We start from the raw sequence: 14,052 nt of genomic DNA, 5'->3' as shown, positions 1-14,052 counted from the left end.
CCTGGAGCATCCCATGCGCAATTTTCTTCTGGCGGCATTCGTCGTTTTCTCCACCGCTCAGGCCGCGATGGCGCAAGGCGCCATCGGCTTTAAACAGATCGAATTGCCGGATGCGGCGGGTGCGAGGGCGCTTGCCGTCTCATTATGGTATCCGGCCGCGCCCTCTGGAAAAAGCGAGGTCGTGGGTGAGAACGCGGCTTTTTATGGTCTTGAGGTGCAACCGGCCGCTTCTTTTCTCACCGGGTCTCGTCCCCTCGTGCTGTTGTCGCATGGGTTCGGCGGAAGCTGGCGCAATCTGAACTGGATTGCCGGCGCACTTGCTCAGCAGGGTTATGTGGTGGCCGCGCCAGATCATAGCGGCGAATCATTTACCGAAGAGAATGCGACGGAGATCGTTCCCCTGTGGGAGCGGCCGCGCGACATCAGCAGGACGCTGACCGCGCTCATCGAGAATGACCAACTCGCCGGCCAGATCGACAGCAAGCGTATCGCCGTCATCGGCCATTCTCTGGGAGGCTGGACTGCGATGGAGCTGGTGGGTGCACGCTATAGCGCCGAACTCGCCTTGAAGGACTGCGATAGCGAAAAAGCGCCGCCGCAATGCAAGGCGCCCCGGCTGCTGGCCAAGGTCGGGATCGTCGGTGACGGCAAGGCTGATCGGCGTCTCTCGATGGATTTGAGCGATGTTCGCATCCGGGCGGCGATCGCACTCGATCTTGGGCCTGCTTCCGGTTTTCTGCCGGAGACGCTGCAAAGGGTGGAGGTGCCGGTTCTGGTTCTGGCCGCAGGTGTGGAGACGCCGGAGATTGCCGCCATCAAGGCCGATTCCGACTATATCGCCCGGCATCTGCCAAAGGCGACGACCGTCTATCGGGAAATACCCGATGCCAGCCATTTCAGCTTCATGCAGATCTGCAAGCCGAACGGCGAAAAAATCGTGGAGGAGCTTTCACCGGGCGAAGGTTTCGTCTGCCGTGATGGGGGAGGCCGGGACCGCACGGACATCCATGCGCAAATCGCGGAGGCAATCACCGGCTTCCTGAAAGTGGAAATGCGTTAGGACAGTTCGGGACGTCTCGGGGATCCTGGTTGTCCTGAGGCGTCCCGATTTTTTCACGCCGCGTTGGACGGGTGATAGCGATAAACGAGGTCTTCGGGGTCGGAGCGTGGCGCTGACGGATCGAGTGTGCCGCCGATGCGCTCGGCAACGGCAGCGGATTTGCTGTTTTCCGGCGAGACGTAGCTGACAAGTGTGGGCAAGCTCAGCGTCTCAAAGGCCCAGTCGCGCATTGCCACAGCGGCTTCGGCAGCATAACCGCGCCCTTCATGGCCGTCATAAAGCAGCCAGCCGAGTTCCTTTTCGGGAAATAGCGGGCCGTGATTGATACCGATCTGGCCGATGCATTCACCCGTCTCACCAAGGTCGATCATCAGCGCGCCATGGCCGAAAAAGTACCAGTTGGCCAGATCGTGGCAGAACACGCCCCATGTTTTCCAGAGATCATACGGCCCGCCGACGCCAATGGAGCGCGGCGACGCCATGAAGTGCTGATAGGCGGGAAAGTCCGCGATGAGCAGCGGGCGCAGCGTCAGGCGTTCAGTCTTAAGCGTGGGGATAGGGTGGTTCATGTGCCGTCGTCCTTTTTGGGAGCGTAGCTAGGCCCTTGTCATTACATGCCGATGACGTTGTCGCTTCTCCCTTGAAATCACAACAAAAAACCCGCTGTCGCCAGCGGGTCTTTTAAAAACTGTCCTGTCCTTGAGGGGTCAGGCGGTTTCGAGGAATTCCGTGGCTCCGTCAGGCTCGCGCAGAACATAGCCGCGGCCCCAGACGGTTTCGATGTAGTTTGCGCCGCCTGCGGCATTTGCCAGCTTCTTGCGCAGCTTGCAGATGAAGACGTCGATGATCTTCAGTTCCGGTTCGTCCATGCCGCCGTAGAGGTGGTTTAGGAACATTTCCTTGGTCAGCGTCGTGCCCTTGCGCAGCGAAAGCAGCTCGAGCATCTGATATTCCTTGCCGGTCAGGTGAACGCGCTGGCCACCCACTTCAACCGTCTTGGCATCGAGATTGACGATCAGCTCGCCGGTGGAAATGACCGACTGCGCATGGCCCTTGGAACGGCGGACGATTGCGTGAATGCGGGCAACAAGCTCATCCTTGTGGAAGGGCTTTGTCATGTAATCGTCTGCACCGAAGCCCAGACCGCGAACCTTGTCCTCGATGCCGGCCATGCCGGAGAGGATGAGGATCGGCGTCTTGACCTTGGAAAGGCGCAAGGTTCTCAAGACTTCGTAACCCGACATGTCGGGCAGGTTGAGATCGAGAAGAATAATGTCGTAATCGTAGAGCTTGCCGAGGTCCACGCCTTCCTCGCCGAGGTCGGTCGTGTAGACGTTAAAGCTTTCCGACTTGAGCATCAGTTCGATGCTCTGCGCTGTTGCGCTGTCGTCTTCAATAAGTAGAACCCGCATAATTATCCCCTTTGCCGCCCGCGAACCGGTAAATCATTGCCTCGCGCGATGCGGATCCAGACGTTGCCTGATTTGCAGGCTGCCACCAAATGGTTAACAAATTCTAATTGCCTTTGGCAAGGTGTATCGAATTTATTAAGCAAAGTAGGCATTTCTCTGTTTTTGCACGTGAATCCACCATCGCCATAATTGAATCTTAACGTGAGGATTTCCCGCTAAGTGATTCAATCGACTCTTACATCGTCTGGTCCGCTTTTTTGGACCTGGCATTTACCGACCCTTAAATGATCGTGTTTATCATTAACGATGCCCGTAAACGAAAGGTTAACGGCGGTGGTTTTTTATTAACGCCGGGTAACTTTTGGGAATCATTCCGGCACAACGGGTTAACCCGGCCGGTTGAACGGGCGGGTTAAACGGGCCGATCAGGGGGGCATAGTGCCTTTTTGATCCGGGTCTCGCTATCCATGGAGTATTGCGTATGAAGTCGCGTGACAGCCTGGTTCGCCTGAAGGAATTTCAGGTTAATGAAAAACGCCGGCAGCTTAACCAGCTGCAGCAGATGATGTCCGAGTTCGAGCGGATGGCAAAGGAACTGGTGCATCAGATATCTCTGGAAGAGAGCAAGTCGGGCATTACCGATCCGACGCATTTCGCCTATCCGACCTTCGCCAAGGCCGCGCGCCAGCGGGCCGATAATCTTCAGGTCTCGATCCGGGAGCTGAAGGCCCAGCAGGAAGCCGCCGAAGCTTCGCTGGAAGAGGTGCAGGCCGAATATGAAAAGGCCGCCGCACTGGAAAATCGCGACGGAGCGATCCGCGCCCGCGCCTGACGACCGGCGCAAATTCGATGAACGATCGTCCTCATTGACGGCTGCCGGTGGATCAGGAGGCGGCTTTCAATGACGGGACGCCATGCATTTTTTCGAAAGGCCGCCACCTGTGGCGGCCTTTTGCGTTGCCGGGTGTCGGTCCTTTTCGATCCGGTTTCCTCCCAGCGACCACGGGCGGGCATTTCGGTGTTTTCAATTGTCCTGGACGGGGGAAAGGCGTAATTTAGCGGGGTTCCGATCATGAACCGGAGGTTTTACGCGCGCGTCCTGCATAACCCCTGCGAGGGTGGGGCGCGGGCAATAACAGCAGGGAGGAAGAAATGGCTCGACAATATATCGATTGCCGCGAATTCCCCAGTGACAGCAAATGCACCATCGCCATCTCCGCCGACTCTCAGGAGGAGCTGATGGAAGCGGCCGTGCAACATGCCGTGGCAGTGCATGGCGCCAAGGACACACGCGAATTCCGCGAGGAAGTCCGCAGGAGCATGCATGCAGGGACGCCGCCGCTGAAGGTGGCGTAACGGGAGGACCGACGCGCATTTATGAATGACGCAAGATGGGAAGGGGTTGCGAGAGACCGGGGCGTATGCCGCTTGCTTCTTCTCCCCGCCGGGGAGAAGTCCGCGGCAGCGGGATGAGGGGGCGAGGGTAGAGGGATTCGGCAACGTTGCCCCCTCATCCGACCCTTCGGGCCACCTTCTCCCCCTCGGGGAGAAGAAATATGCCGCGACGTTTGCGAATATTCTGCCCTTTTACAGAATTAAGCGCCCTTACCCGTTGATAACATCTGCCCATTCAGGATGGCGCAGCGTCTGGGCCTTGAAGAACGGGCAGAGCGGAATGATTTTCCAGCCACCCTTGCGGGCCTCGTCGATCGCATGGGCGGCGAGCGCCTGACCGACGCCCTTGCCGCGCAGGGCATCGGGCACGCCGGTATGATCGATAATGATCAGCGAAGGGGAGGTGCGGGAATAGGTCATCTCGGCCTTGTGGCCTTCGACGGTTGCCGAATATTCGCCGTGCGATCCGGTTTCGGTGCTGAGGATGTCCATGGTTTTCGCCTCCTGTTGCGTTCGTTGTTTCCACTGTAACGGCTCGCGCCCGAATTGAAACAGCGGGAAAGAGAACGCAGCGGACACAAACCGGCGACAATGGTTTTACCGAAGGAGGGTGCCGAAGAAGGACAGGCCCTGCGGGGAGAAATCCGAAATCAAACCGAAAACCCCGTCGATAATCCGGCAGGGTGTTTTTGAGAATTCGGCTTTGGCGCGTTGCCGCGCGGGCGCAATATCAGTGGCGATATTGCTGAATGCGCGTGGTGCGCAGGCCTGCAAGGCCATGATCGGCAATCGAGGACTGCCAGGACAGGAATTCTTCAACGGTAAGCGTATAACGCTCGCAGGCTTCCTCGAGGCTCAACAGTCCTCCGCGAACCGCTGCAACCACCTCCGCTTTTCTGCGAATGACCCAGCGACGGGTATTGGCAGGCGGAAGATCCGCAATCGTCAGAGGGCTGCCATCGGGGCCGATGACATATTTAACTCGTGGGCGTATCATTTCGGTCATTGGACACTCTATACAAACTCAAGACCATATGACGGGAACTTTAGCCCCGTACCTTTAAAAATTGCCTAAGCAGCTCTAGACAATTTATTAAGAATTTGAACGGTTTCGCCTGATTTGTTCGAGTCGCCTTATTTTGCAGGGGAAAAATTTTTCCAAAAATTGCGTTTTTTATCGTCCATCGGTTGTTTCCCTCATAGGGCCGCAAGCGAAAGGCACGTTTTCCCGCTGCCCTGGGTAAATTCCGCCGATCCTTCATGCTGCAGCCGCAGGCGGTCTCCGGCATTGAGGGGAAGAATGAAGGTGGCCGATTGCGAGGTTCCGGCGCTGGAGGTGTTTCCGGCAATGCCGAAGCTGCCCGCCGCGCCGTTCACCGACAGCGAAACCCGGTGGCCGGCGGAGGAGACCACGGCAAGCGACAGAATGGCGAGATAAAGACCCTTGGCAGGAACGACGAGTTCCCTTCCGCCGCCGGTACCAACCGGATCGCCGAGCGTAAAACCGCCCTCATCGATGAAGAGCAGGGAAAAACCCGCTGCCGATCCATTGGCCGGCTTCGTCGTGCCCGCCGGCAGGCCTGCCAGCACCACGGCCCGGTTGGGCAGCGAGACGCGGCCATCGCCGCTGCACAGGAGCGCGGTGCGCCAAATAGCGCCATCGGCGCTGGTCTTGATCGAAAAACCGTCATTGCCGGCAAGGCCCATTTCCGCGCGGCCGCTCCAGCCGGACTGGAACAGCACCGATGCCGTATCGGTCTTCGCTGCCTTGTTGATCGCCATGCGGTGGCTGCCATCCTCCTGGCTGTGGGTGAAAAGACTGGCGGGAGCGGCGAGCGCCAGACGGTTGGCGCCGTCAGCTTCCGTGCCGATGCCCAGCCTTTGGAATGTGCCGGTGGCGGGCAGCGGTATGTCCTGCCATGCGCCCTGCCGCAGCACGCGATATTCCCCCTCGCTTGCAAACCATGCCGTCCAGCCGGGTTGCGGGATTATCGACAGCCAGGCGCCATCCTGCCGGAAGGCAAGCTTTCCGCCCTTGCCGACCCAATCGCCGGTGGCGTCCGGGAGGAGAAGGAAACACTCGCCCTCCGACGCGTTTTCGGGCGGTGCGGCGACCACGGCCTTGACGACCAGCTGGACGATCGCATCCAGCCGTTGCAGCGCCTCATTGTGGGTCACGTGTTTCTGTGCCTGAGAGGGCAGGATATAGGGAAGCCGAAGTCTCGCCGTCTGTTCCGTCATGATGTCTCTTCCGCGCTGGATTGCCGTTCACCAGCGATTGTGATGCGGCGGGGCGGTGCGGGGATGAGCGGGGAAGAGATTATTTTTGTTGATGGGGGGTGGGTGTGTTTGCAGCGAATGGCGTCTATGGGCGAGACGGCCTCTTGGCTTCGGCGTATGGGGCTTACCCCCTTCTGCCCTGCCGGGCATCTCCCCCTCAAGGGGGGAGATCGACTCGCGGTGACGTTTCGCCCATCTCGACGTTCGAGGCTAAAATGGTGGTAAAGCTCCTTGCCGATCTCCCCCCTTGAGGGGGAGATGCCCGGCAGGGCAGAGGGGGGGTAAGCCCCATACACCGAAGCGAAAGTTTAATTACCCACGAAAGCGCAGCGGTCTACCCGCCCGTCTATGTCGCCGCTTCCACCGTCACTGCCATCGCCCCCTCGGCAATGAAATCCGGATTGGCAAGCGCATCCTCACCGTCGCCTCTCACCTCATAGGCAAGCGGCTGGCCGTCGCAATCAAGCGTTCTGCCGCCGGCGGCGCGCAGCACGGCATCGCCTGCCGCCGTATCCCACATCATGGTGCGGCTGAAGCGGGGGTAGATGTCGGCCGCGCCTTCCGCAAGCATGCAGAATTTCAGCGAGGAACCGACGGAAATACAGTCTTTCAGCCCGTGTTCGGCGACGAAGGCTTCCGTTTTTGCCGTACAGTGCGAGCGGCTGATCAGCGCCACGGGCGATGCGCCGCGCTGGCGCGCGCGGATGGGATGGCGCGCCAGGATCGCGCCTTCGCCTGATATGGCGAGCTTTTCGGCACCGTTGTCCTTGCCCGTCCATGCCTGGCCGCGGCAGGGGGCGTAAACCACGCCTGCGACGGGAACGCCGTTCCTGATGAGGGCGATATTGACGGTGAAATCGTCCTTGCCGGAAATGAATTCCTTGGTTCCATCAAGCGGGTCGACCAGAAAAAACTCCCTGCCCGTTTCCGGCAGGATGCCGTTCGAGACGGCCTCTTCGGCGATAACGGGAATTTCGGGAAAATTGGCGGCGAGCGCCTGAAGAATGATCGTCTCGGCGCGCTGGTCGGCCTCGGTCACCGGCGAGCAGTCATCCTTGTAGGACACGTTCGGGCCCGCGCGGTGGACCGCCATGATCGCCTGTCCGGCGTCCAGCGCCGCTTTCGTCAATATGTCGATCATCTCTTTGCCGTTGCCATCCCATCGCCATCCCGTGGCGGGATCTTGCGATACAACTTGGCTACTCCTTTGGCCGCCGCCCGTCAAACAATGGCGGCCGACAAGGCTAAAATAGGCATTCCGTCGCCGTTTTTTTAGCACTTCCTGCCGAAATCATGGCTCTTTTGATCGGGAAAAGGGCAACTGGTGTGGAAATTCCAAATTTTGTGCAGGATCGCCCGTTTTTGACTTCACATTTTTAACGAACACGATATGCATTTTGGTGTTGGGGGTAAGTTTGCGAGGGCTCCCCTATAATTAACATAACGAGGCGTGGCTCATCAGAGGTCATGCCCAGGGGAAAGACATGGAGTATTTTATCCAGCAGCTCATAAACGGGCTGACTCTTGGATCTATCTACGGCCTCATCGCAATTGGCTATACGATGGTCTACGGCATCATCGGCATGATCAACTTCGCCCATGGCGATATTTTCATGCTCGGCGGTTTCGCCGCGCTGATCGTTTTTCTGGTCGTGACATCTTTTGTCGCCGGCATTCCGGTGGTGCTTCTTCTGCTTTTGATGATGGTCATCGCCATGCTGATGACCGGATTGTGGAACTGGGTCATCGAGCGCGTCGCCTACCGGCCTCTGCGCGGCTCTTTCCGCCTTGCACCGCTGATCACTGCCATCGGCATGTCGATCGCGCTGTCCAACTTCATCCAGGTCACGCAGGGTCCGCGCAACAAGCCGATCCCGTCTCTGGTGACGGAAAGCTATCATCTCGGCTCCATAACGGTTTCGCTGAAGCAGCTCATCATCATGGTGGTGACGTCGGTGCTGCTCTTCGCCTTCTGGTATATCGTCAACAAGACACCGCTCGGCCGGGCGCAGCGCGCCACCGAACAGGACCGCAAGATGGCGGCGCTTCTGGGCGTTGATGTCGACAAGACGATCTCGATCACCTTCATCATGGGTGCTGCACTCGCTTCGGTCGCAGGTACGATGTATCTGATGTATTACGGCGTCGCCTCGTTCAATGACGGCTTCATTCCGGGCGTCAAGGCGTTCACCGCGGCGGTTCTGGGCGGTATCGGCTCGCTTCCGGGCGCTGTTCTCGGCGGTCTGCTGATCGGCCTCATCGAGTCGCTCTGGTCGGCCTATTTCTCCATCGCCTACAAGGACGTCGCGGCATTCGGCATCCTTGCTTTCGTGCTGATCTTCAAGCCGACCGGTATTCTCGGTCGTCCGGAAGTCGAGAAGGTGTGATCCCATGACCAATATCGCTTCCGAACACGACACTTCCAACCCGAGCCTGATGGCGACGGCGGTGAAGGAAGGCATCTTTGCGGGCATCGTCTCGCTTGGCATGTTCATTCTCTACGTCGGCATCGTCACCTATCAGGACATCAACAACCAGCTTATCTGGGGCACACGCTGGGGCCTGCTGGCGGTCTTCGTGGGCGTTGCCGCCGTCGGCCGTTTCCTGATGGTGGGCTTCATCAAGCCGTCGCTGGATCGCCGCAAGCTCGCCAAGGCCAAAAGCGGCATTCTGGAAATTTCCGAGGAAAAAGGCTTTTTTCACAAGCATTTCCTGAAGCTGGCGCTGGTTCTGCTGCTGCTTTATCCTGTGATCGCCGTGCAATTGTTCGGCTTTCAGGGCTCGCTGAAATTCGTCGACAATTTCGGCATCCAGATCCTGATCTATGTGATGCTGGCCTGGGGTCTCAATATCGTCGTCGGCCTCGCCGGCCTGCTCGATCTCGGTTACGTGGCCTTTTATGCGGTCGGCGCCTATTCCTATGCGCTGCTCTCCAGCCATTTCGGCCTGTCCTTCTGGGTGCTTCTGCCGGTTGCCGGCATTCTTGCGGGCTTCTGGGGCATCATTCTCGGCTTCCCGGTCCTGCGGCTTCGCGGCGACTATCTGGCGATCGTCACGCTCGCCTTCGGTGAGATCATCCGTCTCGTGCTGCTCAACTGGACGGATGTGACCAAGGGCACCTTCGGCATTTCCGGCATCGCCAAGGCGTCCGTCTTCGGCATCTGGTCCTTCGATGTCGGCGCGTCGAACAATTTCGCCAAGGCCTTCGGCCTGTCGATGTCGTCCGCCTATTACAAGATCTTCCTGTTCTACGTGATCCTGCTTCTGTGCATGCTGACGGCTTATGTCACCATCAAGCTGCGCCGCATGCCGATCGGCCGCGCCTGGGAAGCGCTGCGTGAGGATGAGATCGCCTGCCGTTCGCTCGGTATCGATACCGTCATCACCAAGCTCACCGCCTTTGCGACGGGCGCCATGTTCGGCGGTTTCGCCGGCTCGTTCTTCGCCGCGCGTCAGGGTTTCGTGTCGCCGGAAAGCTTCGTCTTCCTGGAATCGGCGGTCATCCTCGCCATCGTCGTTCTCGGCGGCATGGGGTCGCTCACCGGCATCGCCATTGCGGCCCTGGTCATGGTCGGCGGCACCGAGGCGCTGCGTGAAATGGAATTCCTGAAGCATGTCTTCGGGCCCGATTTCACGCCGGAACTTTACCGCATGCTGCTGTTCGGTCTCGCCATGGTCATCGTCATGCTGTTCAAGCCGCGCGGTTTCGTCGGCTCGCGTGAACCCACGGCCTTCCTCAAAGAACGCAAGGCCGTCTCCGGCAGCTTTACCAAGGAAGGTCACGGTTGATGGCTTCCGGAACGACAACAATGGCAAATGATACGATCCTCAAGGTCGAACATCTCTCGATGCGCTTCGGCGGCCTGATGGCCATCAACGACTTCTCCTTCGAGGCGAAGCGCGGAGAGATCACGGCGCTTATCGGCCCCAACGGTGCCGGAAAGACCACGGTTTTCAACTGCATCACCGGCTTCTACAAGCCGACGATGGGCATGATCACCATGCGTCAGCAAAATGGCGAAGCGCACCTTCTGGAGCGCCTGCCGGATTTCGAAATCACCAAGAAGGCGAAGGTGGCACGCACCTTCCAGAACATCCGCCTGTTCTCGGGTCTGACGGTTCTGGAAAACCTGCTCGTGGCGCAGCACAATGCGCTGATGAAGGCCTCGGGTTATACGATTCTCGGCCTTCTTGGCCTGCCGGCCTACAAAAAGGCGGTCAACAACTCGATCGAGAAAGCCAAATACTGGCTGGACAAGGCCGACCTGACCGACCGCGCCGATGATCCGGCCGGCGACCTGCCTTATGGTGCGCAGCGCCGTCTGGAAATCGCCCGCGCCATGTGCACGGGGCCGGAACTCCTCTGCCTCGATGAACCGGCGGCAGGTCTCAACCCGAAGGAATCGCTGGCGCTCAACGCGCTGCTGCGCGGTATCCGCGACGAGGGGACGTCCCTGCTTCTGATCGAGCACGACATGTCGGTGGTGATGCAGATTTCGGACCATGTCGTGGTTCTCGAATATGGCCAGAAGATTTCCGACGGTTCGCCTGACCATGTGAAGAACGACCCCAAGGTCATCGCCGCCTATCTGGGTGTCGAGGATGATGAAGTGGAAGACGTGATTGCGGAAGAACTCGACGGAGGAGCGGCCTGATGTCTGGTGAACCGCTTCTTAAAGTTCAGGGTGTCGAAACCTATTATGGCAATATCCGCGCTCTGGCGGGTGTCGATGTCGAAGTCAACAAGGGTGAGATCGTCAGCCTGATCGGCGCCAATGGCGCCGGCAAGTCGACGCTGATGATGACCATCTGCGGCAGCCCGCAGGCGCGTGTCGGCCAGGTGACTTTCGACGGCGAGGATATTACCCGTCTGCCGACCCATCTGATCGCCCGCAAACGCATTGCCCAGTCGCCTGAAGGCCGCCGGATTTTCCCGCGCATGACAGTGCTGGAAAACCTGCAGATGGGCGCCAATCTCGACAACCTCAAATATTTCAAAGAGGACGTCGAGAAAATCTTCGTGATGTTCCCGCGGCTGAAAGAGCGCCAGAGCCAGCGCGGCGGCACGCTTTCCGGCGGCGAGCAGCAGATGCTCTCCATCGGCCGCGCGCTGATGGCAAGGCCGAAGCTTCTGCTTCTCGACGAACCGTCGCTGGGTCTCGCACCGCTGATCGTGAAGGGCATCTTCGAAGCGATCAAAAAACTCAACCAGGAGGAGGGGCTGACGGTCTTCCTCGTGGAGCAGAACGCCTTTGCCGCGCTCAAGCTTTCCGACCGCGCCTATGTGATGGTCAACGGCAAGGTGACGATGAGCGGTTCCGGCAGGGAGCTGCTGGCCGATCCGCAGGTACGCGCCGCCTATCTGGAAGGCGGCCGGCACTGAAAGATTTTACTTGCGCCGAAAATTTTGCGGCGCAAGATTGCAAACAGCATCCCGCCGGGCCTTCGGGCAAACGGCGGGATGTAAACAATAAAATGCCCTCCGGGAAAACGGCGGGACGACAGACAAGGCAGGGCTGGCGCATCGCGCCCGGCACTGATGGGGAAAGAGATGCAGGGCCTTTTTTTCGAGACCGATAGCGGCGTGCGTTATATTCTGCGCGCATTGGTTGTTCTTCTGGGTTTCTGGACCGCCTGGCGCGCGGGAAAATCCGTCGCCGATGGCTGGGGTGGTTACCCGCGTGTGGTCATCTACACGCTGGCATTGGGGCTCGTCATGCGGTTTCTGCATCACGCGCTCTTCAACGGACCGTTCATAAACGGTTTTTACTATGTGTTTGACGTCGTTCTTCTTCTGGTCTTTTCCAGCATCGGTTTCCGCATGCGCCGGACGAACCAGATGGTCAATAACTACTATTGGCTTTACGATCGCACGTCGGCATTCTCCTATAAGAAGAAGGATTGACAGTCGGATTCGTCCGGCTGCACAATGCTCGTCAGAGTGGAACAGTTTCCTGTTCAGTGAAGGTGGGTACTGAACAGGCCCTAGTAACCAACCCATCCAAAGGAACTGGGAGTAAAGTAATGAAGAAGTCTCTTCTTTCCGCCGTTGCGCTGACCGCCATGGTCGCCTTCAGCGGTTCGGCCTGGGCCGATGTCCTGATCGCTGTCGGCGGCCCGCTGACCGGCCCGAACGCTGCTTTCGGTGCTCAGCTTCAGAAGGGTGCCGAGCAGGCTGCGAAAGACATCAACGCTGCCGGCGGTATCAACGGCGAACAGATCAAGATCGTGCTGGGCGATGACGTTTCCGACCCCAAGCAGGGTATCTCGGTTGCCAACAAATTCGTTGCTGATGGCGTGAAATTCGTCGTCGGTCACTTCAACTCCGGCGTTTCCATTCCGGCCTCCGAAGTTTATGCCGAAAACGGCATTCTCGAAGTAACGCCTGCCGCGACCAACCCTGTCTTCACCGAGCGCGGCCTGTGGAACACCTTCCGCACCTGCGGTCGTGATGACCAGCAGGGCGGCATCGCCGGCAAGTATCTGGCCGACCACTACAAGGACGCCAAGATCGCCATCATTCACGACAAGACCCCCTATGGTCAGGGCCTTGCCGATGAAACCAAGAAGGCAGCCAATGCGGCCGGCCTGACGGAAGCCATGTATGAAGGCGTCAATGTCGGCGACAAGGACTTCTCCGCGCTGATCTCCAAGATGAAGGAAGCCGGCGTCACGGTTATCTACTGGGGCGGCCTGCACACGGAAGCTGGTCTCATCATCCGCCAGGCGGCGGATCAGGGCCTGAAGGCGAAGCTCATCTCGGGTGACGGCATCGTCTCGAACGAACTTGCCTCCATCGCCGGCGACGCTGTCGAAGGCACGCTCAACACCTTCGGTCCCGATCCGACGCTGCGTCCTGAAAACAAGGAACTGGTAGAGAAGTTCAAGGCTGCCGGCTTCAACCCGGAAGCTTACACCCTCTACTCCTACGCCGCCCTGCAGGCGATTGCCGGTGCTGCCAAGGCTGCCGGTTCGGTTGAGCCGGAAAAGGTTGCCGAAGCTCTGAAGAAGGGCACCTTCCCGACCGCGCTCGGCGATATCTCCTTCGACGAGAAGGGCGACCCGAAGCTTCCCGGCTACGTCATGTACGAGTGGAAGAAGGGCCCGGACGGCAAGTTCAGCTACTTCCAGCAGGGGACGTGAGTCTTACTGGATAATTGCCTATCGAAGCCCGGCAGTGATGCCGGGCTTTTTTATGGTGAGCGGCTGAACTCTTCTGGTGTCATCCTCGGGCTTGACCCGAGGATCTATCGCTGCGCGAGGAATGGATCCTCGGGTCACGCCCGAGGATGACGTCGAGTGTGGGTTGTGTTGGCAGGCAAAATACACTCGGGATGCGCCTTCAGCCCGCTTTCGCCGCCAGCCTCGCCAGCACGATATCGGCGCGCTCCGAAACCGGGGCTTTCGGCAGGATGACCGTTTCATAATCCAGCCGGGCGTAATCACGCAGCAGGCGTTCATATTCCTCCACCGCCGCATCCAACCCGTGCTTGCGCTCGCTGTCTCCCCGGTAAATCTCCGGCCAGGGTGGGGTGAGGAAAACGAGCCGGTTATAGCGGTGCGTGTTTTGCAGCGTATCGATGAAGGCGTCACTGCTGACATGGCGAAGTGCCGAGGCGGCGTCGATCAGGCCGCGGTCGAAAAAGACGAGGCCTTCTCGTGGTGCCATTTGCCGGTCTTCGAGCGCCATGGCGATTGCCCGGCGGGCGAAGGCTTCGATGTCGACCCAGGGTAGGGCAGTGCCGTTATTTCTCGTTTCCTCAATGACGATGCGCCTTCCCGGTTCCTCGACGGTTGCGAAACCGCGCCGGGCAAGCTCGGCAAGAAGAGTGGACTTGCCGCCGCCGGAACAGCCGGAAAGGATGATGAAACGGTTCATGGAAAGCTCCGTTGTTTGGTTTGGGC

At 59.0% G+C, this 14,052-nt stretch carries 16 protein-coding genes; 9 read left to right on the top strand and 7 right to left on the bottom strand.

What is annotated here, in order from left to right:
- Positions 1-13 precede the first annotated feature (13 nt).
- Positions 14-1,060 (top strand): alpha/beta fold hydrolase, encoded by a 1,047-nt coding sequence (locus JZY08_RS11140; protein ID WP_216330156.1) that lies wholly within the window; start codon positions 14-16, stop codon positions 1,058-1,060.
- A gap of 53 nt (positions 1,061-1,113) precedes the next feature.
- Here the strand turns inward: JZY08_RS11140 and JZY08_RS11135 are convergent, their stop codons facing one another.
- Positions 1,114-1,629 carry a GNAT family N-acetyltransferase gene (locus JZY08_RS11135; RefSeq protein WP_003491825.1) on the bottom strand — a complete coding sequence of 172 codons (516 nt, stop codon included), beginning with the start codon at positions 1,627-1,629 and terminating at the stop codon, positions 1,114-1,116.
- 138 nt (positions 1,630-1,767) lie between these two features.
- Positions 1,768-2,472 carry a response regulator transcription factor CtrA gene (ctrA, locus tag JZY08_RS11130; RefSeq protein WP_003491823.1) on the bottom strand — a complete coding sequence of 235 codons (705 nt, stop codon included), beginning with the start codon at positions 2,470-2,472 and terminating at the stop codon, positions 1,768-1,770.
- A gap of 481 nt (positions 2,473-2,953) precedes the next feature.
- Here ctrA and JZY08_RS11125 point away from each other — a divergent pair, with 481 nt between their 5' ends.
- Together JZY08_RS11125 and JZY08_RS11120 are read left to right on the top strand one after the other, a co-directional pair.
- Entirely contained in the window at positions 2,954-3,304 is a 351-nt protein-coding gene (locus JZY08_RS11125) for a flagellar export protein FliJ (RefSeq protein ID WP_003491821.1), read from the top strand.
- 320 nt (positions 3,305-3,624) lie between these two features.
- Positions 3,625-3,828, top strand: a complete 204-nt coding sequence (locus tag JZY08_RS11120) for a DUF1059 domain-containing protein (RefSeq protein WP_003491803.1) — start codon at positions 3,625-3,627, stop codon at positions 3,826-3,828.
- A gap of 249 nt (positions 3,829-4,077) precedes the next feature.
- Here the strand turns inward: JZY08_RS11120 and JZY08_RS11115 are convergent, their stop codons facing one another.
- From JZY08_RS11115 to cysQ, 4 genes are all read right to left on the bottom strand, one after another.
- Positions 4,078-4,359 (bottom strand): GNAT family N-acetyltransferase, encoded by a 282-nt coding sequence (locus tag JZY08_RS11115; protein ID WP_003491801.1) that lies wholly within the window; start codon positions 4,357-4,359, stop codon positions 4,078-4,080.
- A gap of 238 nt (positions 4,360-4,597) precedes the next feature.
- Positions 4,598-4,873 (bottom strand): DUF1153 domain-containing protein, encoded by a 276-nt coding sequence (locus JZY08_RS11110; protein ID WP_003491799.1) that lies wholly within the window; start codon positions 4,871-4,873, stop codon positions 4,598-4,600.
- A gap of 191 nt (positions 4,874-5,064) precedes the next feature.
- Positions 5,065-6,108: a DUF2793 domain-containing protein gene (locus JZY08_RS11105; protein WP_216330155.1), complete on the bottom strand. Its 1,044-nt coding sequence runs from the start codon at positions 6,106-6,108 to the stop codon at positions 5,065-5,067.
- 385 nt (positions 6,109-6,493) lie between these two features.
- Positions 6,494-7,288: a 3'(2'),5'-bisphosphate nucleotidase CysQ gene (gene cysQ / locus JZY08_RS11100; RefSeq protein ID WP_082182827.1), complete on the bottom strand. Its 795-nt coding sequence runs from the start codon at positions 7,286-7,288 to the stop codon at positions 6,494-6,496.
- 343 nt (positions 7,289-7,631) lie between these two features.
- On the opposite strand from cysQ, the gene JZY08_RS11095 reads away from it, so the two are divergent.
- The 6 genes from JZY08_RS11095 (at position 7,632) to JZY08_RS11070 (ending at position 13,290) form a co-directional block, all read left to right on the top strand.
- Positions 7,632-8,534, top strand: a complete 903-nt coding sequence (locus JZY08_RS11095; RefSeq protein WP_003491778.1) for a branched-chain amino acid ABC transporter permease — start codon at positions 7,632-7,634, stop codon at positions 8,532-8,534.
- A gap of 4 nt (positions 8,535-8,538) precedes the next feature.
- Positions 8,539-9,936 (top strand): high-affinity branched-chain amino acid ABC transporter permease LivM, encoded by a 1,398-nt coding sequence (gene livM, locus JZY08_RS11090; protein WP_216330154.1) that lies wholly within the window; start codon positions 8,539-8,541, stop codon positions 9,934-9,936.
- Positions 9,936-10,802, top strand: a complete 867-nt coding sequence (locus JZY08_RS11085) for an ABC transporter ATP-binding protein (protein WP_035219958.1) — start codon at positions 9,936-9,938, stop codon at positions 10,800-10,802. The genes livM and JZY08_RS11085 overlap by 1 nt, the downstream gene beginning before the upstream one ends.
- A complete protein-coding gene (locus JZY08_RS11080) occupies positions 10,802-11,530 on the top strand; it encodes an ABC transporter ATP-binding protein (protein WP_003491772.1) in 729 nt (242 codons plus the stop codon). The genes JZY08_RS11085 and JZY08_RS11080 overlap by 1 nt, the downstream gene beginning before the upstream one ends.
- A 168-nt stretch (positions 11,531-11,698) precedes the next feature.
- Entirely contained in the window at positions 11,699-12,052 is a 354-nt protein-coding gene (locus JZY08_RS11075) for a DUF6867 family protein (RefSeq protein WP_003491771.1), read from the top strand.
- A gap of 119 nt (positions 12,053-12,171) precedes the next feature.
- Positions 12,172-13,290, top strand: coding sequence for a branched-chain amino acid ABC transporter substrate-binding protein (locus tag JZY08_RS11070; protein WP_003491769.1), 1,119 nt, complete (start codon positions 12,172-12,174; stop codon positions 13,288-13,290).
- 199 nt (positions 13,291-13,489) lie between these two features.
- Here the strand turns inward: JZY08_RS11070 and JZY08_RS11065 are convergent, their stop codons facing one another.
- Positions 13,490-14,026 carry an AAA family ATPase gene (locus JZY08_RS11065; protein ID WP_216330153.1) on the bottom strand — a complete coding sequence of 179 codons (537 nt, stop codon included), beginning with the start codon at positions 14,024-14,026 and terminating at the stop codon, positions 13,490-13,492.
- Positions 14,027-14,052 lie beyond the last annotated feature (26 nt).

The sequence above is a fragment of the Rhizobium sp. X9 genome (assembly GCF_018873185.1).
Classification (GTDB): domain Bacteria; phylum Pseudomonadota; class Alphaproteobacteria; order Rhizobiales; family Rhizobiaceae; genus Agrobacterium; species Agrobacterium oryzihabitans.
This window is presented reverse-complemented; position numbering and strand designations above follow the sequence as displayed.